The sequence below is a fragment of the Candidatus Accumulibacter sp. ACC005 genome (assembly GCF_907163215.1).
Lineage (GTDB): Bacteria > Pseudomonadota > Gammaproteobacteria > Burkholderiales > Rhodocyclaceae > Accumulibacter > Accumulibacter regalis.
The window spans coordinates 194,723-217,124 of sequence record NZ_CAJQUB010000006.1 but is presented as its reverse complement, the minus strand read 5'-3'; the positions used below and the strand labels follow the sequence as shown (position 1 = coordinate 217,124).

Genomic DNA, 22,402 nt, shown 5'->3' with positions numbered 1-22,402 from the left:
TTCCTGTCGCGTAAAATCGGCCATCAGGAAACGTCGAGGCGGCGAAGAATCGCCCGGCGAGAACGTCGGCTAACCGATCCGAAACCCGCCGCCAGGCTCTGTTCGCCGTCGGTCCAGGTCTCGGCCAAAGCGGTCATTGGCGCCACACTGCGTGGACGGCCGGTATGAATTGGTTACCGGACCTATCGATCGAGAGGATCCCTGGTCAGATTTGGTTCAGGCCAAGGCCCGGAAACGCCGGACGGTGTTCGTCGCCGCTGCCAGCAGGAGGGCAGCGGCGTTTTGTTGGGTGGCCATTGGTGTTGGCTTGCTTGCCAGCGAGAGACGTGTCCGCGATGCCGGTACGGTTAGCGGGTCAGGTCACCAGAAAGTCAGCGTTGGTCAGTGCGGGAGCACCACTAAGGGCAGCGAATTGCACGGCCGCCGCCACACCGTTGCCATCAGCGTCGTAGTACAGCGCTCCGGTGACGTCGTCGTAGATCACGTAGTCGTCCGCATCGACCGCGACGGCACCCCTCCGGAACGACTCGGCCGCCAGCATGCCAGTCGTCGTCAGTGCGGTGAAGATGGCATTTTCCAAGTGAATCGTGTCGTCGGCGACGTTGTAGTCGGTGATCGTGTCGACATTCGTGAGCGCGTTGAGCAGGCTATCGAAGCGAATGATGTCTTTGCCGTCACCACCGGTCAACGTGTCGTTGCCCAAGCCGCCATTGAGCGTGTCGTTGCCGGAGAGGCCGATGAGCGTGTCGTCGCCGGCGTTGCCGCGCAGGCTGTTGGCCAGCGCGTTGCCGGTCAGGGTGGCCGCTGTGGCGACATTGAGATACAGATGCTCGATATTGGCGGCCAGAGTGTAGTCGGCGTAGGTATAGACGCTGTCGGTGCCCCCGCCTTCGTCTTCGACGGCGCTGTCGCCCGCACCGAGGTAATAGACGTCGTTACCCAAGCCCCCGGTGAGCACATTGGCGGCGCTGTTGGCGTGCCCGTAGAGCGTGTTGGCCAGCGCATTGCCAATAGCAGTGGTGGGGTCACTCCCGGTCAGGTAGAGACGCTCGACGTGCTCGCCGAGGGTCCAGGAGACGCTGCTGTAGATGATGTCGTTGCCCTCGTTGAGTTCCTCGACGACGCTGTCGGCGGCGTTGTCGACGTAGTAGCTGTCGTTGCCCAGCCCCCCGATCATCGTGTCGGCACCCAAATCCCCATTGAGCGTGTCGTTGCCGGTGAGGCCGATGAGCGTGTCGTCGCCGGCGTTGCCGCGCAGGCTGTTGGCCAGCGCGTTGCCGGTCAGGGTGGCCGCGGTGGCGACATTGAGATACAGATGCTCGACATTGGCAGCCAGGGTGTAGTCGGCGTAGGTATAGACGCTGTCGGTACCCCCGTCGTCGTCTTCGACGGCGCTGTCGCCCGCACCGAGGTAATAGATGTCGTTACCCAAGCCCCCGGCGAGCACGTTGGCGGCACTGTTGGCGTGACCGTAGAGTGTGTTGGCCAGTGTATTGCCGGTGGCCGTGGTGGTGGCGCTCCCGGTCAAGTAGAGACGCTCGACGTGCTCGCCGAGGGCCCAGGAGACGCTGCTGTAGATGATGTCGTTGCCCTGGTCCGCGAGTTCGACAACGCTGTCACCGACGTTATCGACGTAGTAGATGTCCGAACCGTCGCCGCCAATCAGGGTGTCGGCACCGGCACCACCGTTGAGCGTATCGTTACCGCCGCCACCGTCTAGCCGATTGGCGAGACCATCGCCGGTGAGGCGGTCGTTATACGCGCTACCGACGAGATTCTCGATGTTGACCAGGATGTCGGACCCGGAACCGCCGGTGGCCTGGGCCGCGCTGCTGGCGAGGCTGACAGTGACTGCGGCAGCGGCAAGGGAGTAGGAAACCGTGTCGATACCCGCTCCGCCGTTTAGCACGTTGTTGCCCGCCCCCGCGTAGAGCGTGTTGTTGAGGCTGTTGCCACTACCGTCGGCAGCGCCGGTGGCCACGAGGCGCAGGGTCTCGACGTTGGCGGTCAGGGTGTAGGCCGCGAGGCTGCTGTAGACGGTGTCGTCGCCACCGGTCGCAAGGACAGCGTTGGTTTCAATGACCAGATCGCCGACGTTGTCGACATAGTAGGTGTCGGAGCCGTCGCCGCCGATCAGGGTATCGGCTCCGGCACCGCCGTCCAGGCGGTTGGCGGCGCTGTTGCCGGTGAGGCTGTCGTTGTGGCTGCTGCCGGTGAGGTTCTCGATGCCGATCAGGGTGTCGGTGCCGGCACCGCCGGTCGCCTGCGCTGCGCCAGTGGCAAGACTGACGGTTACTCCGGAAGGGGCATCGTTGTAGGAGGCGGTGTCTTCGCCGCTGCCGCCGTTGAGCGTGTCGTCGCCGGCTCCGCCCTCAAGCCTGTCGTTGCCGCCACCGCCGATCAGGATGTCGTTGCCCGCGTTGCCCATGATGGTGTCGGCCAGGTCGTCCCGGCCCACCAGGTAGTCCGCACCGGAGGTACCCTGGATCGGCGCCTTGATCAAGACAGTCGTGTCCCACACGCTGCCGTCCGGGAACTCGACCCGCTCGACGCGATTGCTGACGCTCCCGAACCAGGCGAAGACCCGCAGGCTGTCGGTCGTGCCGTTGATCGACAGCAACAGGTCTTCGGACCCCGAGGCCGGCCGGCTCAGGGTGACGTCACTTGGTAAGACGCCATCCTTGAAACGGATGGTGTCCATGTTGCCGGCCGTGACGTCCTGGTCGTAGATGGTGTCGTTGCCGTCACCGCGACCGAAGAGGTAGGTGTCGTTGCCCAGACCGTCGTTGGCGTTGCCGGAACCCCCATTGAGGGTGTCGTTGCCGCTGCCCCCGTCCAGGGTGTCGTCACCGGTGCCACCCTTCAGGTTGTCGTTGCCATCCGCCCCAAGGAGATAATCATTGCCCCCTGAGCCATTGACGATATCGTTGCCGCTAGTACCGAGATAGATGTCGTCGCCGGCTGCTGGTGTCGTCGTGAATTCGGCACCTATTGCGGCACGAGTCGTTGCCCAGGTGCCGCTCGCCTCAGCAGCCGAGATCCAGGTGGCGAGCTTCTGTTCTCCGCGCCACCCCATCGGCTCCAGACTTCGCCCCGCGTGCCTGATCAATTCGAGCCGATCAATGAAGGCGTTCGGCGAGTCGGCCTGGTAGGCGGCGTCGAGCCGGCTTTCCATAGTGCTGAAATCGACTTTGAGACCATTCTCGTCGACGGTTAGCGTGATGTCGTCGAGGTAGGGCTTGAGCCGCGTCTGCAGGAGCAGCCCGCCATAGACCGACGCTTTCAGGGCGGCGTAGGAGGCATCAAGCAGCGCTTCGCGGGTGTTGAAGACGTCGATGGTCAGGGTGGTTCCGGCGGCGGGAACGGGGAGGAAGGTCTGGCCGTTGAAGCGTTCGAGCACGCTGAGCTTGTCGAGCCAGGCTTGCCAGGCCGGACTGCCAGTGGTGACGCCGGCGAAGTTCACGGTGAGGTTGACGCCAGCAAAGGCGCCCGTCGCCGTGGTGGCCATGCTGCTGGTGTTGGCCCAGGCCTTGAGCAGATCATCGAGCCGGGCGAGCTGACCGCTGCGGGTGGTTTCTGCGGCGTAGGCGGCAAGCTGGGTGGCGAGTGCGCTACCTGCGGCGGTAGGCAGGCTGGCGGCTTCGCGCAGGCTGCGGACGAGGCCAGCGCCTTGCATGTCCGGCAGGTTGCGGGCTTGTTCGCTGAGCGGGATGGGGTCGGTGAACTGGCTGTAGAAGGGGTTGTTGGTGAGATTGATGTCGCCCAGTTGGGCGGTCACCTCGCCGAGCGTGCCGGTGCTGCCGTCGCTGCGCACGTAGCCGCCGAGGTCGGCGATCTGGTTGCCGTTGGCGAGGATCTGGCTATTGGCGGTCTTGGCGAGGTTGAGGGCGATGATGCCTTGCGAGGAGAGGGTGAACAGTTCACCGACCTGGCTGGCACCGTCTTGGTTGAGGTCACGCCAGAGGCGCAAACTGGCGAAGCGGGCGTCGAGGCTGTCGACCTTGCCGTCGCCATTGGTGTCTTCCTGGGCGAGCGCGGCGAAGCCGTCGGCGGCAACGCCGCCGGCGGTCAGCGGGGTACTATCGCCGAAGAGTTCGCGGCCGTTGTCGATGCTGCCGTTGCCGTTGCGATCGAGGACGAGGAAGGCGTCGTCGCTCTTGACCCAACCGGTGGCGGTCCTGACACCGTTGCCGTTGTGGTCGAAGAGGATGGGGTTGCTGGTGTTGATGCCGATGGTTTCTAGGCCGTCGTTGTCGAGGTCCAGGATGAGAGGGTCGACGCGGAGAGGGGTGGCGGTTTTGGAGGAGAGGAAGGCGGTGTTGATGACCTGCTGGTAGGTAAGCGATGTTACTGCGCCAGATGCCGTCAGCAACCTCGGTAACTCTTGATATATAAAATCGCCAAGTGCCTGCATATAAGGATTCCAAACAAGAGTATGAAATATCGAGTAGTAGCCATTAATTGGTTGCGGAGAATTCAAACTATCAATAATTCCAGCCTCATTTAGAACCATAGAGACCCAAGTGGGGTTTAGGTCGTTTCGTGTGGAACGGGCAAGAATGGGGCGAAGGGCGAGGCGGGCAAATGAGTGAGCTTTCCAGCGATGAGATAGGCCATGGCGATGAAGTTTTCGACGCGGCGATAGCCACGTGCCCTTGCGCGCGCCTCCTGGAGCGCTCGATTCATCGCTTCGACCCGGCCATTGTGCTTGCCGGGGTGAAAACCGTTGAGGACGCCAGGAAGATGCTTGCTGATGGTCCGACCGAGGCGCTTGAAGGGTTCGAGTCGGCAGCGGCTGGCCCAACTGAGCCAGCGCTTGAGCAGGGGGTTGGCCTCGTCAGGTGTCGTGGCGGTGGCGTAGATGGAGCGCAGCGCCTGCTTGATCCGCCAGGCCCGTGCGGTCTTGAGGTTCGAGCGCTGCAACCAGTACATGGTGTCGGTTTGCTTGACGGTCCAGTCGGCGGGTTTCTTGTGCAGGCCCCAGCGGGTGCCCTTCAGTTCGGGCGCGGTCTTGACCTCGGCGCGGCGCACCTCGTCCAGCGCCGTGCTGCTCAGAGCAACGACGTGAAAGCGGTCAAAGCAGACCTCGGCGGCTGGAAAGTGCTCGGCGGCGCCGGCCTGAAACGAGCCGCTCATGTCCATGCTGACATGGGTGATCGCGGTGGGCTGGCCATCATGCTCGGTGAGGTCGCTGGCGAACTTCCCGAGCGTGGCCTTGTCCCGGCCCGGCGTCGCAAACAGCAGACGCTGTGCGTCGAGGTCATAAAAAACAGAGAGGTACGTCTGGCCACGCTTGCTCGCGGTCTCATCGACGCCGATCGCGCGAACCCGCGCATGACTTTCCCGGGCGCGCGCCCGACTCACATGATGTTCGATCACGCGCCACAGTCGGCGACTGCGCACACGCAGCAGTCGGCCGGCCGCCAGGACCGACATGGTCGGCGCCAGCATCAGCGTCAAGGCCTCGAACAGCAGGGTGAAGCGACTGCCTTCACGCGCCCAGGGCACGGCGATCTGCGTCACCTTGCCGCAACCCGCACAGGCCACTCGTGGCACCTCGGCATGCAGATGGGCTTCGTACTGGAAGAAATCCAGATGGCGCCAAGAGCGCGCCAAGCGGTCGTGCAGCGGCTGCGCCGCTGCACCGCAAGCTGGGCAAGCGTGAATGGCGGCGCCAAATCCGACCTGGAAATCGATCCGCCCGTTCTCTGGCTTGAAGATGACTTCATTGACCTGCCAAGGAGCAACGAGACCCAGAGCCTGGGTGAACAGCGTTTCAATCATGAGGAAGCAGCCGCGAGAGGAAAGGCCGCCATTGTCCTCCATGCCGAGGGCGGCAGACTGCCTTCCTCGGCCCTGAGCAAGCGTAAGCGAGCGGGCAGCGATGTAAAGGGTTCGGCTGCGCCCGGACTACGTCCGCCCTTGACATCGCCGCTCCCTCAAAACGCGAAACCCACCGCCGGTTCCACACGAAACGACATAGAGCCCTATTTTGCTCTGTACCCTTTCCCCGTGGCGAATATCCCGAGCAGGCCAAGGAGTAGGGAAAGCGCCGTGGCTGGCTCCGGGATAGCGGAAACGGGTGAGCCGGATACAACGACATCATCAATATAGATCTCGCTAAGTCGAGTGATATCGTAAACAATAAGTTCCAACCTTGTTACCTGCGTACCGATTGCAAAGTTATGTTGTCGAAAAGTGGCGTCTGCTCGTCGATCATTGTACGGCAATCGTCCGAAGTCTGAGTGTGCAGGGGACAGCGCCACCCCATCAAGATAAACCTCTCCATTTGATCCCCAATTATCATAGAGCTCCATTTCGTTGAAATGGAGAGTACTGACAAAGGTTGGCGATCCAAAATCAATAGTGAAGAGCGTAACGTAGTTGCTGAAGCAGTTTACACTGCACGACGAAAGGCCGAATCCAAAGGCTTTTGTGCTGCCGAAGTTACTAAGGTTTTTTATTCCCGGTTGGGAATTAAACCCGCCAACCGTCGACACGGAAATTCTGCTGTCAAGCGACCCATCTTCAAAGTCTTCTGTGAAGAGTACGCTTGCACTGGCAAGCACAGGGCATACGATCAACCCCGCTGCTATCAGTCCTGTGACCTGTGACCTGTGACTTGTGACCTGTGACATGGCGATCTCCTTGCTTTGGAAGAAGAAGGCGGTTCAAGTCTCGCATTGACGCGTACAACTCGCGACGCCAAGGTTTCGACTGTCTGCAGACATCTGCCACGCCGGCCCCACCTCCACAACCGACTGTAGCAAGCAGTTCCTTGAAATCAGCGAAGAAGAAAGCAAAAATCATTCCAAAAACAAGAATGTGATATATTTCCTTGCCTTATGCGACTCTCGATAGTAACAATTCTCAATAACTACGTTGACATGTAAAGTAATCCGACGCCTTCCCGAACGCGGTGATTCTCTCTACTCCGCACGAACGCTTGCTCGCTTTGAATAGTTACGCAATAAATCAAGCGCTTACGACACATTTTTTCTTGTATTAGTGATTATCAACACCATTAGACGAGTGTAAAGTATTCCGACACTTAAGAGCGGTCCACAGACACTTACTACGGCGCCAATAGCGCTGAAAGCTACATAAATTCTGGCAACAGGGTCTTGCGAAGAGGTGTAAAGAAATCCGACCGGCGAATGTGACCAGTTCACAAGACAGCATAGCTCCGGCGGGTGAGCAACCTCTCGCACTGGCTACGACCGAGGCAGGCAGCGGGCTGAAAGGGACCCGCCAGCCAGCCAGAGATCCAGCATTCTCGAACTCGCCGGCATGGCGCCGCTGTTTCCACCGCCTGCCAATGCCACGAATCAACCGCTTGATTGGACCACGTGTAAGCTGTTGATTCGTAACGCGGCTATTCGGGGCACTCGTGGACTTCGGCCTCCAGCGGACAGCGAGGCCGGAGAGAAGAATGCCCCGGAGAGAGTGAAAACGGCCAAATCCGGGCGCCTGTGCGAAACGCCGAAGTCCACAGGCTTCCGCACGAACCCGCGCAAACACGCGGGAGTGCGCAAAAAAAGACCAACCCGATGAGGGGTTGGTCTTCTTGTCTGGTGGTGCGTAGTTCCCTGGAAACAAACTCGCTATCGGGGCATGTGAGTGCTGGTGCGGGTGCCTGCGGAAAACTGCGTTCGGCCGTCAGGCCCCGAGCAGACGGCGCGCAAGTAACGATTGCATGTCCCGCCGACCATCGGCGATCACATAAACGAAGACCTTCTGACCCATGACGCGGTAGATCACTCGATAGGGCTTGAAGGCGGTCTGCCTATAATCCCGGATGCCGAGGGCAATCAGTTCCTTGGGGTAGGCACCACGCTCCGGGAAGGCAGTCAGGCTCTCTACAACCTCCAACAAACGATCAAGGACGTAATCGGAATTGGCTTTGCAGTCGAATTCAGCGATGTAGTCGTAAATCGATTCGAGATCCTGCTCGGCACCCTCGGTCAGCACTACCTCGTACTTGGGCCCAGCCATTACTTGGCTGCCGGTTTGGCCCGCAACCTTGCGACAACATCACCCACGGGCTTCACTTTCCCAGCTTCAATCTCCGCGTTGCCCAGGGCGAGAATTTTCAGCAGCGCCAAGGTTTCCTGTGTTTCTTCGTAGGAAGCGACATCCTGAATGACCGCCTTGGCTTCACCATTCTGGGTGATGACGAGCGGCTCTCGCCCCTCCGTCAGCTGAGCCAAGACTTCGGCGGCGTTTGCCTTGAGGTAACTGATGGGTTTGATTTGCGACGAGTAGCGCACGGCCTGCCTCCTCGATACGATGGAGACTTAATATAGTCTTTATTCAGTCTTGCTGCAACAACCGATTAAACCGCTCGCGCACCCAACCAAAGCGCAGATGTTCCGACTGCGTAACCGGTACCTCTGCGGCGTCAGGCCTTACGTGCCGCGGCGGTGCAAAGGCGCGCAAGGCGGATGGGCAGCGAAGAGCTGCTTCCAGAGTCGAGGGGTGAGTTCCCGGACACGCTCTGCGGGATGGTGGCCGACGCGCGGTAACACGTCGACCAGATAGTCGTACGGATCGATCCGGTGCAACCGACAGGTGGCGATCAGGCTGTGGATGACCCCGAAGCCCGCCGGGAAAGGCGGGATGCGACTCGAAGCACACGCGCTGCTGCATCATTCCATCCTGCCTTCAACGAAGCCCGCCCTCAAGGGCGGCAAAAATCCTCGCCGCCGGACGGGCTCGGACGCTGGCCGCAAAACGCCGCAACCAGCCCAGAGCCATTTAGCATCTTAGCGTTTCCGACGCGGTCAAGAGTGCGCGACGCCGGGCTTCGCCCGCCCTTGGCAGAGCCCTCCGCGCTCACGATGCTCCCGCTGTTGGTTGGCGTGTGTGCGGGGCAGTCGAGCGTAGCCGGTGCCTCCACACAAAACGTCATAGACCCCCCCAAGTGGCACACTGAATACCTGCCAGCAAATTGTAGTACGGAGGATTGATGTGGTCTCGCTCAATTAAAGACGTAAGTTTTTCGTACGATTGCTCTGATATTTCGAATTGGCCGGTTGTGCTTTGCCAGCCGTGATCGTCATTTCGTGTAACGGCCCCATTCCCCCAAAACCCGGTTTTCTCAGGTGCAAAGCCCCATGCACGAGAAACGCCGTCGGAATCCGTAACGACCAAGAACGTATGAGGTAAATGATCTGGGAGAATTGCCATGCGGACCTCAACAAAATAGCCCACTATCAATCCCTCTTGTCAATAACAATTATTGCGCGAGGCGATTTGGTCGCACTTAAAAACTGCATATTTATCTTCCCGGGGGCAGATCTTCGAATTACGCTGGCGACGATCGCAGAAAGCTCGTTGTAATCAACTTCAGCGTAAATCCTAACATCAAGAACATTCACGCCTTCATCATAAACAATCATTTTTTTCTGAGAGCAATCAGCACTCGATGCGCAATAGCCGAAGCGGACAAGGTCTTCTTTTATGAATTCAGCGACTTTTTGGCCATTCATATGAGCATAGCCTCCACAGCCATAGCTGAGAGCACTTAGTCCTAGGGCAACACCAAAACACAGAGTACGCTCGTTTTTCACGCTGCATCCCTCGGATAAAAGCCATTGGCACTGCAGACGGCCAGACTGCTGAGTTCCTGCCCTACTTTTTGAGGGAGCAACTCAAATTGCTGGTGTTCCGTCACGACAGCGGCCCCACCGTCTGTAGCTACCGCCTGTGTGAACTTGTCAGCCGCGGTGCTCCATGCGCTGCCGAATCCATTGGATTGGTCGCTAAGAGCCTGGTTAAATTCCGAAACGGCGGTCGCTTCCATCATTTACCCCCTTTAATCACTAGGCAGACTGGTCCAATAACGAGAGCAAGAAACAAAAAGAAAAATAGCCCGACACCAACGAGAGCCAGCGATCCAAGAAGCGCAAGCGCCAGCCGCCCGGAAATCATCGTGAAGAGAACCTTGGAGCCCCATGTAACCCCGTTCGGATTGACATCTATCGGCATAAAAAAGACCACCCACAGGCAGAGCAACAACACCGGAACTCCCAGAAAATAGAGGGCTACGCCCGTCTTCCAAGGCGATTTCCCGGGTCGAGTAAACGCATAACGAATACGCTCCGCCAATGGGTCTTTCCAGGCGAGCAGCACTGCAAAACAAACAACGCCCCATGCGCCGAAGCCAAAAAAGCCACTGACCAATTCGGGTATCGGGGACACGCTGGCGACTTTAACGGTTACTGGAGCGGTTTGTCCCGCCCAATTGATCAGAAACCCGAAGATCCCGAACATTTCCTGCCAGTTTGTCGGTAACAGAAGCCCGTAAGCGACCATGATGGATGCGAACCGGAACATGAACTGGTTCATACGCCGGTTGGCCTGGTCAAGCGCTAGCCCCTTAGAAGCGGCCTGAAGTGAGGAACGCCTCTCGTTCACGCCGCAGCTCTCCATTCCTTATTCGCAAATTTAAGTGCGAACGCGGGGTCACGCGATAGTTGATCGAGTAGGGAGTAGGCTTTCGCCTGCCCGCCCTCATCACGACGGCATCCACATACATCACGGAATCACCGCGGTTTCGCTGACCAGACGGCGGAGGCCCTCGACGTCGGTATAGCCTTCGGTTCCGATCCGGGCGAATGCATCTTCGTAGGTGAACACCATGATCGTACCCGCTTACCTGAATTCGACGTTGAAGTAGGTGATGTTCCAGCGCGCCACCATGTTGGGATTGGTGGCCGTGCCGCCATCGGCCGTGGGCCGGCAATAGGCGCTTTCCTCGAGCGCTTCGCGCAAGAGTCGCTTGATTTCCGCGCCTCGGAGCTCAAGTACCGGCGGGACGATCAAGCTATGGGCTCCCACGGTCAATTCCATGCCGTCGGCGTGATTTCGCTTTCGATCCTCGACGATATTGAACACGATGACCTGCCCATCCAGAATCAATGCCGCGTAAGCCATGCGCCCGATGTCGTTGGGATTACCCCCGCCGCCGAGTTGAAGCAAGAAGGCATTGTTCTCCCGGTCAGCCGATCACCAAAGCGGCGTGCTGAACCAGTGCACCCACTGGGAAATCGCACGGATGCTCTCGTAATTGACCAGGTTCGACGCCCACTCCAGGTCCTGCTCCGATATCTTCTCGTTCTTGAATGCCATGCTGTTCGCTCCTCTCTCTATCGTCCCGCCAACCGTTGCCGGTTCACCCGCAGCCATCATGCACCCGGGGTACCTCCTGCGTCCGGGCTCAGTTTCAAGATTATGACAGCTCCTTTTCTGGCGCAGTGGCAATGCCAGGGCAATCGCGTAGATTTTGTGGAAGGCTCGCTCGCAAGGTGTCGGAGGTGGCGGTGATCAGGCGCTGAACCTTGAGGCCACACTGGCTAACCGTGGATGAACCACAGTTGTCGGTCACCCATCGCAAGAAGCGGCAAGGTTGTCGTTTTTCTACTGCTCCCGGTTCTTGTCGTGGATGGTGCTTCTGCTTTCAGCGGTTGGTCTTTTCCGTCTCTGTCAGCGGCGCCGGCCGGCCGCTCGGGTGGCCGGGTTGCTCGGCGTAATCTCCTTCCCTACGGCCGGTAAGGGATCCATACCTGCCGTCCCCGTCATCTGGCGCCAATGACCTGCTTTGGCCGACGAGCAGCCCGTCACCCGTGGCCGCCGAATGTCCGCTCGAAGCGACAAAGCGTACGGACGGCGGCCCGGCGACCGGTGACGGCGGTTGTTCGGCACCCCGTGCGGGGCAGGGATTCCGCTTTTGTGCTGTAATGAATCGAGAACCTCCACGTCCGACATGCGAGCAGGCCACGCGCGCTGCGCATGTTGTGGCCATACTTGGGAGACTTGCCCGATGCCCCCGTCAGCGCCATCCACAAAGGCAGCATATTTCGCCGATGATTCGCTGCGCGAGCGGCTCGCGCAGCGCTACCGCGAAGTCCGCGCGCATAGCCTGGCGCTGGCCGCACCGCTGTCACCCGAAGACCAGTGCATCCAGTCGATGCCTGACGCCAGCCCGACGAAGTGGCATCTCGCGCATAGCAGCTGGTTCTTCGAAGCCATCGTCCTGCAGCCATTTGTGGTCGGCTACAGGCCGTTCGACAAGCGCTTCGCGCATCTCTTCAACTCCTACTACGAGTCGCTGGGTCCGCGCCACCCGCGGCCACAGCGCGGCCTGCTGACCCGCCCTTCGCTTGGCGAAGTTCATGCCTTTCGCGCGCACGTCGATGCCGCGGTGCTGTCGCTGATCGCCGATGTCGACGCCGCTGCCTGGGAAAGCGCCGCGCCGCTGCTGGTGCTGGGTCTGAACCACGAGCAGCAGCATCAGGAGCTGATGCTTACCGACATCCTGCACGCGCTGTCGTGCAACCCCCTGCTGCCGGCGTACCAGCGCGCCGGGCCTTCGAGCGTGCCGCCGACGGCAGAGTTGCCCGCAATGCGCTGGTTGCCGATGCCGGGCGGTGTTACGCCGATCGGTCATACGGGAGAGGGTTTCGCCTTCGACAACGAGACGCCGCGGCATCAGGTACTGCTGCCGCCGTTCCGGATTGCCGATCGCCTGGTGACTTGCGGCGAGTACGCACTGTTCGTCGCCGATGGCGGCTACCAGCGCCCGGCGCTGTGGCTCTCGGATGGCTGGGCGATGGTGCAGGCGCAGGGTTGGCAGGCGCCTGCGTACTGGATCTCGCCCGGTGACACGCGCGCAGCAGCTGCCGAATGGCAGGAATTCAGCCTGCGCGGTGTGCGGTCCCTGGACACCCGCGCGCCGGTGTCCCATCTCAGTTTCTACGAGGCGGCCGCCTACGCCGAGTGGGCCGGCGCGCGCCTGCCCACCGAGTTCGAGTGGGAGGCCGCGTACGGCACGTCAGCGATCACACAAATGATCGGTGAGCAGTGGCAGTGGACGCGCTCGTCCTACGACCCCTATCCGGGCTTCCGGCCCTTGTGCGGCGCGGCCAGCGAGTACAACGGCAAGTTCATGGTCGGCCAGCTGGTGCTGCGTGGCGGCAGCAGCGCGACGCCGGCCGGCCATAGCCGCGGGAGCTACCGCAACTTCTTTCCCCCGGCCGCGCGCTGGCAGTTCTCGGGCCTGCGCCTTGCCAAGGACGCCTGAGCCCAACTCGCGTGCCGTCAACCCAAGGAGAAAAGCGAAGATGAGTGATCTGGTTCTCTACACCAATCCGCAATCCCGCGGCCGCATCGCCCACTGGATGCTGGAGGAGATCGGGCAGCCCTATGAGACGGTCTGGCTCGAATTCGGACCGACCATGAAGAGCGCCGAATACCTCGCGATCAACCCGATGGGCAAGGTGCCCGCGCTCAGGCACGGCGCCGCGCTGGTCACCGAAGCAGCAGCTATCTGTGCCTACCTCGCCGATCGTTTCCCCGAGAAGGCGCTGAGTCCTGCAACGCAGGAGCCAGCGCGTGCCGCCTATTTCCGCTGGCTGTTTTTCGCCGCGGGACCGCTCGAATTCGCGGTGACCGCCCGCGCACTCGACTGGCAAGTGCCTGATGGGAAGAGCGGTTTCGTCGGTTTCGGCAGCTACGGCGAGACGCTTGATGCCCTTGAGCAGGCGCTGCTGCCCGGACCCTACCTGTGTGGCGAGCAGTTCACCGCCGCCGATGTGTATGCCGGGTCGCAGCTTGGCTGGGGCATGATGTTCGGCACGATCGAGAAGCGCCCGGTATTCGAAGACTATGTCGAACGGCTGGGAGCGCGCCCTGCCGTCCGACAGGCCAATCGTCTGAACGAAGATTACATGAAGAACGGCAAGGCCTGATCCGCCTGCCGCTGGCCAAGGCCGCGCTCGGCGAGGCGGCGGTTCCGTTCTTTCGCGCCTGCCACGGCCGGTCGGCAAGTAACGGCCAATTTGTGCCACTCCTGCTTTGCAGTACCATGACCGAGGCTGGACGAGCCGGAACCGAGCAGGGGAGTCGCTTCGCGGTGCCGCAAGGTGCGTCGAAGCAGAGGGCAATACGGATCTGCTGCCGGCACGGTACTCTAAGAATCTGAGCTGTGAAAACCGGATGGAGGTTGGCCATGCAGAGATTCGCCATCGTCGGTGCGGCAAGCGAGGAGCGCAACGACGCGAAGCACCCGTTCCCGTTCTCACCGCTGGTGGATGTCGCGAAGTCGCGCGAGGCGGCGCGGCTGATCGGGGTGGCCTTGGCGAAGAAGCGCTGCGGGCTGATCGTCTACGACGCGCGCTTCATCGAGGCCGATGTGGTCAGAGCCTACGTGGCAGAGAATCCCCAGCCCTCAGACTCGGGCCCGCCAATTGTGATCCGCCAGCCGCATGCGGATCAGATCGTGCCGTTCCCGGAGGAGCAGACCCACCCAGCGCTGTTCGACCGCGTCGCCGACTCGAGCGGGCGCTGGGAGGTGTCGTTCTACCGCTCGCTGGCCGCCGCCGACGGCCTGATCCTGATCGGCGGTGCGAACTCGACTGCGATTGCCGGGCAGGTCGCGATCGGCGCCCGGGTGCCGGTTCTGGCGCTGATGAAGTCCGGGGGCGCGGCCGAGACCGTCTGGCGCACCATCTCCCCGGGCATCGACCTGCCCAACGGCAACGAGCATGCGCGCATGGCGGACGACCCCAGCGAGCCGGCAGCCACGCGCTGGGTGGAAGCCCTCGAGAGCCAGCGCCGGCGTCGCTACGCGGTTGAAACGGGGCCCATCGTCTGGCACGCAGTGTTGGCCTCGATCCTGTTCGTGCTAGCGCTGGCCGCGGGCTTTGGTAGCCATCTGCTCCCTGGTCTCGACGCGTCGCTGGCCAAGGCAATGCTGTTCGCGGCGACGCTGATGGCGGGGGTGGCCGGTGCCGCGATCCGCATGGTGTTCGAGCGCCGCTATGGCAGCGGTCCACTGGTGCCGCCGTCGATGGCGATCACCGTCGCGCTCGGCCTCATGGCCGGCGCATTGGCCGGCATGCTCTACATCGTGGCCCAGCCAGGCGACATCGAGGTCGCCGGCGATGCCGGCCTGCGGCTGGTGTCGCTGATCACGGTGGTGGCTACCGTCGGCGGTCTGACGGCGGAGGTCGTCTTTCGCAAGCTGCTCGGCATTGACGTGCTGCGGACCAACGGCGTGGCAGCCAGCGGCGACCCCGGAAGATCCTAGTTCCGAGGAGGCCCCTCTCGCTGCAGGCTCCGGCCGCGGTTCTGTAGCGTGATGGCCAGATCGACTCCATTCCCGAGTCCAACCGCAGCATAACGGGACGCTGATACATGGCAACGAGCAGGTGGCAGAACGTAGACGGCGCCTTCGCCGGTGCGCCGGACGAGGCGGCTTTCTGGACCGGCAGGACCTTCGACGATTTTCTCTTCCGGCCGCAGAAGTCCGATTCGCAGACGCGCCGCAACATCAGCGTGAGCTCGCTGCTGACCGCGGACGTGGCCCTGGATCTGCCGATCGTTTCGTCGAACATGGACAGCGTGACCGGCGCCCACATGGCGCGGGCCATGGCCATGCACGGCGGCATTGGGGTCGTGCATCGTGGCATGAGCATCGAGCGCCAGGCGTCCGAAGTCGGCGTGGTGAAACGCAGCCAGAGCGCCGTGATCGTTCGTCCGCTGTGCCTGCCGGCAGGCACCACTATCCGCCAGGCCAGGCGTTTCGCGCGGCAGAACGGAATCACCGGCATCCTGATCGAGACGGCCAGCGGCTCGAACCTGCTCGCCGGGCTGCTCTCGAACCGCGACACGCCGGTGCACGGCGCTGACGAGGATCGACCGGTCGACGATTTCATGACCCCGCTGTCCCGCCTGGTGACCGGCGCGCCGGACATCTCCACTGACGAGGCCGAACGGGTGATGTTCGAACATCGCATCGAGCGCCTGCCGCTGGTCGATGGCGCGAATCGCATCCGTGGCTTGATCACGCGCCGCGACATCAATCTCAAGCGCGAACAGCCCGGCGCCAGCAAGGACAGCGCCGGTCACCTGCGCTGCGCCGCGGCGGTCGGCGCGCGCGGCGATTACCTGGAGCGGGCCGCCGCGCTGCTGGAGGCCGGCGCCGATCTGCTGTTCATCGACATCGCCCACGGGCACTCGGTAGTCATGGAGCAGGCGGTGGCCGGTCTGCGCGGCAAGTTCGGCAGCGTGCCGCTGGTTTGCGGCAACGTCGCGACCGGCGCCGGCGCGCGCTTCCTGCGCGATATCGGCGCCGATGCCGTCAAGGTCGGCGTCGGGCCGGGCCGCGGCTGCCGCACGCGGCTGGAAACGGCGGCCGGCGTGCCGCAGCTGCAGGCCATCCGCGAGGCCTATCTGGCCGTCGGTGGCAGCGTCCCGATCATGGCCGACGGCGGCGTGAGAACCGACAAGGATATCTTTCTCGCGCTGATCTGCGGGGCGTCGACGGTGATGCTCGGCAGCGCCCTGTCGGGCACCGACGAGGCGCCGGGCCGCGTGATAGAGGATCCGGCGACCCATCTGAAGAAGAAAATTTACCGTGGCATGACCTCGCCCGAGGCGGTGCTGGAAACGCTTTACGACAGCAGCAGCGAAGAGCTCGACGCGGCGCTCGAAACCCCGCCCGAAGGCCAGGAAATCCAGGTGCCTTACCGCGGCAGCGTCAGCGGCATCCTGGAGCGCATCCGCGGCCACCTGCAGTCGTCGGTGAGCTACGGCGGCGAGATCACGCTGGCGGCGCTGCGGGAGAAGGTGCTGCCTGATCCGAGCGCGTTCCTGGTGCCGCTGAGCGCGGCCGCGCGCAGCGAATCCTACGAGCGCTGAGAGTCCGCGCGAGCTCGACATCGCCCGATGAATCGGGCTCCTACAAGGGGCGTCGGCGTTTCCCTACTCGCGGCGGTTGCCGGCGATGGCGCGCAGGAATTCGTTGCGCGCCTGCTCGAAATGTTCAAACTCGCCAACGAAGGCCTGGGTGACCACCCGTTCGTCACCGCGGCGGTCTTCGCCGAGCAACAGGCACAGCTGCTCGGCTTCGACGACGCACGCGGCGCCGCGCGCCTGGCCGTGCCGCATCAGCGCCTCGGCGATGTCGCGGGTCATCCATTCCTGGTAGGTGAAGCGGTGGCCAATGGCGTCGACCAGGCGGGCAATGCGGCCAAAGCCGTGCAGCCGGCCGCCGGGCAGGTAGGCAACATGGGCGAGGCCGCGGAAGGGGACCAGATGGTGCGGGCAGACGCCATGGACGGCGATCCCGCGCACGACGACCATGTCGCCACGCGGATCGGCAAAGCCTTCGCCAAGCGCGTCGGCCGGGTCGAGGTCGTAGCCGCCGAGCAGGCGACGCTGCCAGAGTTCGCGTACGCGCTGCGGGGTTTTCCCCATGTGCGGACCGGCGGCGGCCAGGCCGCAGGCACTGAGCAGGTCGGCGATGGCGCGCTCGAAGGCGGCGGCGTCGAAAGCACCCTCGCGGGCGATGCCGATGTCGGCAGGGGCTGGGAGGGCTTGCTCGTGGCTGCTGCAGTCGGACATGGCGAGGCTCCGCTTGACGTCTCCAGGAGTGGGCATGATACACGCGCCGCCAGGTCGCTCGCGCTTCGCTTCGGCTTGTATCCGGTCGCAGCTTGCCGATTCGTTTCGCTGGGTGGTGTCGGATTGCGATTTCCTTGCATCCATCAAGCCATCGAGGCGTTGGATGAGCGATAATGGCCAGCTCGTGGAAGTTGCTGTGATCACCCGTCGGGCAGGCCGAGGACGCTTGGCCGAGTCGAGAAGGACATGCATGAAGAGCGTTGATGATTTCCGTCTTAAATTCGGCGACAAGGAACTGGTGCCGATCGTGATTGGTGGTATGGGCGTCGATATTTCGACGGCCGAACTGGCCCTCGAAGCAGCCCGACTGGGGGGCGTTGGACATATCTCCGATGCCATGGTCAATACCGTTGCCGATCGGCGCTTCAACGCCAAGTTCGTCAAGGACAAGCTCAAGCAATACAAATTCAACGTCGCCAATTCGGACAAGTCGGTCGTTCGCTTCGATCTCGATCAGCTCGCCGAGGCGACCCGGATGCACGTCGGCAGGACCATGGAAGCGAAGCGCGGCGACGGCCTGATCTTCGTCAATTGCATGGAAAAGCTGACCATGAACTCGCCGCGGGAAACTCTGCGCGTGCGCATGCAGGGCGCGCTCGATGCCGGTGCCGATGGCATTACCCTGGCCGCCGGACTGCATCTCGGGTCGTTCGCGCTGATCGAGGATCATCGGCGATTCCGCGACGCCAAGCTGGGGATCATCGTCTCGTCGCTGCGCGCGCTGCAGTTGTTTCTGCGCAAGACGGCGCGTTGTGGGCGTCTGCCTGACTATGTGGTCGTCGAAGGACCCCTGGCCGGCGGTCACCTGGGTTTCGGCATGGATTGGGCGGAGTACGATCTGGCGACGATTTTCGCCGAGATTCATCGCCATCTGCAGGCCGAGCAGCTGGACATTCCACTGATTCCGGCGGGAGGCATCTTTACCGGCAGCGATGCGGTGTCCTTTCTCGAGCAGGGCGCGGCGGCGGTGCAGGTGGCGACGCGATTTACCGTCTCACGCGAGTGCGGCCTTCCCGAGGACGTCAAGCAACGTTATTTCGAGGCCAGCGAAGAGCAGATCGAGGTCAACCAGATCTCGCCGACCGGCTATCCAATGCGCATGCTGAGCAACAGTCCGGCGATCGGCGACGGTATCCGACCCAATTGCGAAGCCTACGGTTACCTTCTCGACAGCACCGGCAATTGTTCGTACATCAACGCCTACAATCGCGAAGTGGCAGCGAATCCCGGGGTCAAGCGGATATCGGTCAGGGACAAAACCTGCCTTTGTACGCAGATGCGCAACTTCGATTGCTGGACCTGCGGTCATTACACGTATCGCCTCAAGGATACGTCCCGCCGCTTGCCGGACGGCAGCTACCAACTGCTGAACGCCGAGCACATCTTCCGCGATTATCAGTTCAGCACCGACGGCAAGATACTGGCTCCCGAGTAGGCGCCTGCTGTCGATGCACGCCCTTCCTGCCGCACGCACCTAAGGGCTTCGCCGATGCTCAGCTATCGTCACGCCTTTCACGCCGGTAACCACGCAGACGTTCTCAAGCATCTGGTGCTGGTGCAGCTGACGCGTTACCTGGCGCGCAAGGACAAAGCATTCTGGTACGTGGATACGCACGCCGGGGCCGGCTCGTATGCCTTGGATTCGGCGCACGCGGCCAAGCTTGGCGAGCACCGTGCGGGAATCGCTCGCTTGTGGGGGCGCAAGGATCTGCCGGCGGCGCTTGCCGAGTATGTCGATGTGGTGCGCTCGAGCAACCCTGGCAGCGCTCTGAAGGTTTACCCGGGTTCGCCCGATCTGGCCCTGGCAACGATGCGCGCGCAGGACCGCCTGCGCCTTTTTGAGCTGCACAGCCGTGATGTTCTGCACCTGCGCAAGCATTTCGAGGGTGAGGGCAAACGGGTGATCGTCGAGCACAGTGACGGCTTTGCCGGCTTGAAAGCCGTTCTGCCGCCACCGCCGCGGCGCGCCCTGGCGCTCATCGACCCGGCTTACGAGGAAAAGCACGACTACGAGCGGGTCGTGCATGCGCTCAAGGATTGCCTGCAGCGTTTCCCGGGAGGTAGCTACCAGCTGTGGTATCCACAGCTGACGCGGCTCGATGCGCACGAACTGCCGGGACGTCTGAAACGGCTGCCAGCGAGCAGCTGGCTGCACGTCACGCTGCGCGTCAGGACACCGGCTGCGGACGGCTTCGGGATGCACGGCAGTGGTGTCTTCGTGCTCAATCCGCCATGGACCTTGCAGGCGAGCCTGCAGGAGGCGATGCCGTGCCTGGTCGCGGCGCTCGGGCTCGACGCCGGCGCGGGCTATACGCTCGAGAGCCAGACGTCGTGACCGCGGGGCGTGCTGCGTGGCTGCCTGCGGCCGAGCTGCTGCCCGTCGATCAGCGCTGCTTGCCAGCCTCCGCCAGGTATTTCCGGCTTGATCCGTAACTGCTTTCGACCGGATATTTCGCCGCGTTCTTGATCAGTTTGGCGTGTGCGGCGTCTTCGAGGTCGATGCCTGCCTGCTCGGCGATCAGCAGCAGATAAATAAGAACGTCGGCGCATTCGTCGCGCAGTGCTTCATGTGCGTCGCCGCTGGCGACCAGGGCAGCCATGTCGGCGTCGCTCTTCCATTGCGTCAGCTCGAGCAGTTCGCCGGCTTCGAGATTCAGCGAGACGATCAGGTTGCGCAGGCTGTGGAACTGCGCCCAGTTCCTCTGATCACGGAACTCCAGTACCTTGGCGGTCAGCGCGGACAGGTCCATGCGTTGTTTCAGGCAAAGAAACGGCGTTGTGCCTCGCCGGGCAGCGCCATGCCGGTGGCCTGGGCACGTCCGAGAAGCTCCCAGTAGTAGCGGTAGGAAGCGCGGTCGTGCAGCAAGCCCTGGTGCTGGATCGGTCCCCAGTCGCTGTCTTGCGCGGCGATCAGGATCGCGACCGCGCTTTCGACCTCCGAGAAGTCGGGGCGCATCATTTCGACGATCGGCAGGATCTGGTTGGGATGGATACTCCACATGCGCAGATAGCCGAACTCGTTGCGCGCCCGCCGGGCATCGTTGCGGATGAAATCGAGATCGCGCAGTTCGGTGGTCACGTTGTGCGACGGGACGGCACCGTTAGCCAGCGCAGCCGCCGAGATTTCGCACTTGGCGCGCACGATCAGCGGGTGCTCGAACTGTCCGGGGCTGCGCATTGCCGACGCCGGGATGGCACCATGGTGGCCGCTGACAAAATCCATCAGGCCGAAATCAAGCGACTCAACCTCGGCCAGGGCGGCGATCTCCCAGACATCGCGCAGGGCGCCGTAGGTTTCGATGAGCACGTGCGCGGGGATCTGCCGTTCGAGGCCGGCGGCCGCCGCCGCGCGCCGCAAGGCGTCGAGTTGTATGCGCACGTCCTGGCCACAACTGACCTTTGGCAGGGTCACGAAGGCCAGGCGCTGCCCGGCGCGGGCGACGATGATCTCGATGTCCTCCTGCCAGCCATGATGGGCAATGTCGTGGATGCGCACGCCGACCCGCCCGTGTCGATTGGCGTCACTCATGATCAGTTCGGCGACCATCGTCGCGTGCTCGCGGTCGGCGCCAGCCGGCGCGCCGTCTTCGCAGTCGCAGGTGATATCGAAGATCGGACCCAGCTCGTTCTGCAGCTGCAGGGCCTTGTTGATCAGTTTTTCGGAGCCCGCGTAGTGGTCGACGGCGGGGATCATCGGAAACGGCTTTTCGCCGGCGAAAAGGACTTGACTGGGATGGCGCATGGGCTTGTCGCTTCGGTCCGGTGGGTGGGAGAGGCTCATTTTACCGCGCTGCTGCAAAGAGGGCGCCAGCAAAAAAAAGCCGCGGGCTGGCCGCGGCTTTCGATGCTGAGCAAGGCGTGCTCAGAGCATGTCTTTCACGGCCTCGGCTTCGTCGGTCAATTCCTTAAGCGTCTTGTTGATCTTCTCGCGCGAATAGCCGTCGATTTCGAGACCCTGGATGATTTTGTACGAGCCGCCCTTGCACTCGCAGGGGAAACCGAAAACGATCCCCACCGGGATGTCGTAGGAGCCGTCGGACGGGACGCCCATGGTCACCCACTCGTCGGAACCGAGTACCCAGTCGCGCATGTGGTCGATGGCCGCGTTGGCTGCCGAGGCTGCCGAGGACAGGCCGCGGGCGTCGATGATCGCCGCGCCGCGCTTGCCCACCGTCGGCAGGAAGACATCGTTGTTCCAGACCGGATCGTTGATCAGATCCTTGACGTTGTCGCCGTTGGACGTGCAGTTACGGTAATCGGCGTACATGGTCGGCGAATGGTTGCCCCAGACGGTTAGCTGCTTGAAGCTGGCCACCGGCCGATTGGTCTTTGCGGCGAGTTGCGAGAGGGCGCGGTTGTGATCCAGGCGCAGCATGCCATGGTAGTTGGCCGGGTTGGTGCGGCCGACCTTCTTCGCCGCGGAACCGGCGATCAGGGCGTTGGTGTTGCAGGGGTTGCCGACGACCAGAACGCGGACGTCTTCCTTGGCGTTCTCGGCAATGGCCTTGCCCTGGACGGTGAAGATGGCGCCGTTGGCGGTCAGCAGGTCGGCACGTTCCATACCCGGGCCGCGCGGGCGTGCGCCCACCAGCAGGCAGACATCGGCATCCTTGAAGGCGACGTTCGGGTCGTCGGTGGCGAACATCCCGGCGAGCAGCGGGAACGCGCAGTCGTCGAGTTCCATGATCACGCCCTGGCAGGCTTTTTGCGCTTGCGGCAGGTCGAGGAGTTGAAGGATGACCGGCTGATCCTTGCCGAGCATTTCGCCGGAGGCGATCCGGAAAAGAAGGCTGTAACCGATTTGGCCGGCGGCGCCGGTGACCGCGACGCGCATGGGGGCTTTGGACATGATACGGCTCCTGTCGTTGATGGTGAGCGAGAAGGATTGAACGGAAAAAAAGCAGACGAGCAAGTAAGGAAATTGATCGAAAAA

The 22,402-nt window shown here is 62.3% G+C and carries 20 protein-coding genes and 1 pseudogene; 6 read left to right on the top strand and 15 right to left on the bottom strand.

Annotation, left to right across the window (positions count from 1 at the left end; genetic code table 11):
- Positions 1-355 precede the first annotated feature (355 nt).
- The 11 genes and pseudogenes from QZ613_RS08185 to QZ613_RS08135 all read right to left on the bottom strand — a co-directional run bounded on the left by QZ613_RS08185 (position 356) and on the right by QZ613_RS08135 (position 11,133).
- On the bottom strand, positions 356-4,372 hold the full coding sequence (locus QZ613_RS08185; RefSeq protein ID WP_291982001.1) for a calcium-binding protein: 4,017 nt from the start codon (positions 4,370-4,372) through the stop codon (positions 356-358).
- Positions 4,373-4,530: 158 nt separating this feature from the next.
- Positions 4,531-5,784 carry an ISL3 family transposase gene (locus QZ613_RS08180; RefSeq protein WP_291982000.1) on the bottom strand — a complete coding sequence of 418 codons (1,254 nt, stop codon included), beginning with the start codon at positions 5,782-5,784 and terminating at the stop codon, positions 4,531-4,533.
- Positions 5,785-5,987: 203 nt separating this feature from the next.
- Positions 5,988-6,638, bottom strand: coding sequence for a hypothetical protein (locus QZ613_RS08175; protein ID WP_291981998.1), 651 nt, complete (start codon positions 6,636-6,638; stop codon positions 5,988-5,990).
- A gap of 1,021 nt (positions 6,639-7,659) precedes the next feature.
- Positions 7,660-7,995: a type II toxin-antitoxin system RelE/ParE family toxin gene (locus tag QZ613_RS08170; RefSeq protein ID WP_291981996.1), complete on the bottom strand. Its 336-nt coding sequence runs from the start codon at positions 7,993-7,995 to the stop codon at positions 7,660-7,662.
- Positions 7,995-8,270, bottom strand: coding sequence for a type II toxin-antitoxin system Phd/YefM family antitoxin (locus QZ613_RS08165; RefSeq protein WP_291981994.1), 276 nt, complete (start codon positions 8,268-8,270; stop codon positions 7,995-7,997). The genes QZ613_RS08170 and QZ613_RS08165 overlap by 1 nt, the downstream gene beginning before the upstream one ends.
- 138 nt (positions 8,271-8,408) lie before the next feature.
- A pseudogene (locus QZ613_RS08160) lies at positions 8,409-8,597 on the bottom strand (transposase domain-containing protein); the annotation flags it as partial.
- 618 nt (positions 8,598-9,215) lie between these two features.
- Positions 9,216-9,572 carry a hypothetical protein gene (locus QZ613_RS08155; protein ID WP_291981992.1) on the bottom strand — a complete coding sequence of 119 codons (357 nt, stop codon included), beginning with the start codon at positions 9,570-9,572 and terminating at the stop codon, positions 9,216-9,218.
- Positions 9,569-9,808 carry a hypothetical protein gene (locus tag QZ613_RS08150; RefSeq protein WP_291981990.1) on the bottom strand — a complete coding sequence of 80 codons (240 nt, stop codon included), beginning with the start codon at positions 9,806-9,808 and terminating at the stop codon, positions 9,569-9,571. Before QZ613_RS08150 ends, QZ613_RS08155 begins: the two co-directional genes overlap by 4 nt.
- Positions 9,805-10,419, bottom strand: coding sequence for a hypothetical protein (locus tag QZ613_RS08145; protein WP_291867793.1), 615 nt, complete (start codon positions 10,417-10,419; stop codon positions 9,805-9,807). Before QZ613_RS08145 ends, QZ613_RS08150 begins: the two co-directional genes overlap by 4 nt.
- A gap of 237 nt (positions 10,420-10,656) precedes the next feature.
- Positions 10,657-10,983, bottom strand: a complete 327-nt coding sequence (locus QZ613_RS08140) for a hypothetical protein (RefSeq protein ID WP_291867790.1) — start codon at positions 10,981-10,983, stop codon at positions 10,657-10,659.
- Positions 10,984-11,010: 27 nt separating this feature from the next.
- The gene (locus QZ613_RS08135) at positions 11,011-11,133 is read right to left on the bottom strand and encodes a hypothetical protein (protein ID WP_291867787.1); all 123 of its coding nucleotides are present in this window, start codon (positions 11,131-11,133) and stop codon (positions 11,011-11,013) included.
- A 691-nt stretch (positions 11,134-11,824) separates the two neighbouring features.
- On the opposite strand from QZ613_RS08135, the gene egtB reads away from it, so the two are divergent.
- The 4 genes from egtB (at position 11,825) to QZ613_RS08115 (ending at position 16,704) form a co-directional block, all read left to right on the top strand.
- On the top strand, positions 11,825-13,084 hold the full coding sequence (gene egtB / locus QZ613_RS08130; RefSeq protein WP_291867784.1) for an ergothioneine biosynthesis protein EgtB: 1,260 nt from the start codon (positions 11,825-11,827) through the stop codon (positions 13,082-13,084).
- Positions 13,085-13,124: 40 nt separating this feature from the next.
- On the top strand, positions 13,125-13,751 hold the full coding sequence (locus tag QZ613_RS08125; protein ID WP_291867781.1) for a glutathione S-transferase family protein: 627 nt from the start codon (positions 13,125-13,127) through the stop codon (positions 13,749-13,751).
- A 260-nt stretch (positions 13,752-14,011) separates the two neighbouring features.
- Complete coding sequence (locus QZ613_RS08120) at positions 14,012-15,091, top strand: hypothetical protein (protein WP_291867778.1); 1,080 nt, start codon at positions 14,012-14,014, stop codon at positions 15,089-15,091.
- A gap of 107 nt (positions 15,092-15,198) precedes the next feature.
- Positions 15,199-16,704 carry an IMP dehydrogenase gene (locus tag QZ613_RS08115; protein WP_291867775.1) on the top strand — a complete coding sequence of 502 codons (1,506 nt, stop codon included), beginning with the start codon at positions 15,199-15,201 and terminating at the stop codon, positions 16,702-16,704.
- A gap of 63 nt (positions 16,705-16,767) precedes the next feature.
- Here the strand turns inward: QZ613_RS08115 and folE are convergent, their stop codons facing one another.
- On the bottom strand, positions 16,768-17,409 hold the full coding sequence (folE, locus tag QZ613_RS08110; RefSeq protein WP_043570081.1) for a GTP cyclohydrolase I FolE: 642 nt from the start codon (positions 17,407-17,409) through the stop codon (positions 16,768-16,770).
- 250 nt (positions 17,410-17,659) lie between these two features.
- Between folE and QZ613_RS08105 the strand changes: the two genes are divergently transcribed.
- Both QZ613_RS08105 and rlmJ read left to right on the top strand, forming a co-directional pair.
- On the top strand, positions 17,660-18,904 hold the full coding sequence (locus QZ613_RS08105; protein WP_043570098.1) for a nitronate monooxygenase: 1,245 nt from the start codon (positions 17,660-17,662) through the stop codon (positions 18,902-18,904).
- 54 nt (positions 18,905-18,958) lie between these two features.
- A complete protein-coding gene (gene rlmJ, locus QZ613_RS08100) occupies positions 18,959-19,804 on the top strand; it encodes a 23S rRNA (adenine(2030)-N(6))-methyltransferase RlmJ (protein WP_291867769.1) in 846 nt (281 codons plus the stop codon).
- Positions 19,805-19,853: 49 nt separating this feature from the next.
- Here rlmJ and QZ613_RS08095 read toward each other — a convergent pair whose 3' ends face one another.
- From QZ613_RS08095 to QZ613_RS08085, 3 genes are all read right to left on the bottom strand, one after another.
- On the bottom strand, positions 19,854-20,219 hold the full coding sequence (locus QZ613_RS08095) for a nucleotide pyrophosphohydrolase (RefSeq protein ID WP_043570103.1): 366 nt from the start codon (positions 20,217-20,219) through the stop codon (positions 19,854-19,856).
- Positions 20,220-20,227: 8 nt separating this feature from the next.
- Complete coding sequence (locus QZ613_RS08090) at positions 20,228-21,211, bottom strand: aldolase/citrate lyase family protein (protein ID WP_291867764.1); 984 nt, start codon at positions 21,209-21,211, stop codon at positions 20,228-20,230.
- 120 nt (positions 21,212-21,331) lie between these two features.
- A complete protein-coding gene (locus tag QZ613_RS08085; protein ID WP_291903748.1) occupies positions 21,332-22,318 on the bottom strand; it encodes a malate dehydrogenase in 987 nt (328 codons plus the stop codon).
- Positions 22,319-22,402 lie beyond the last annotated feature (84 nt).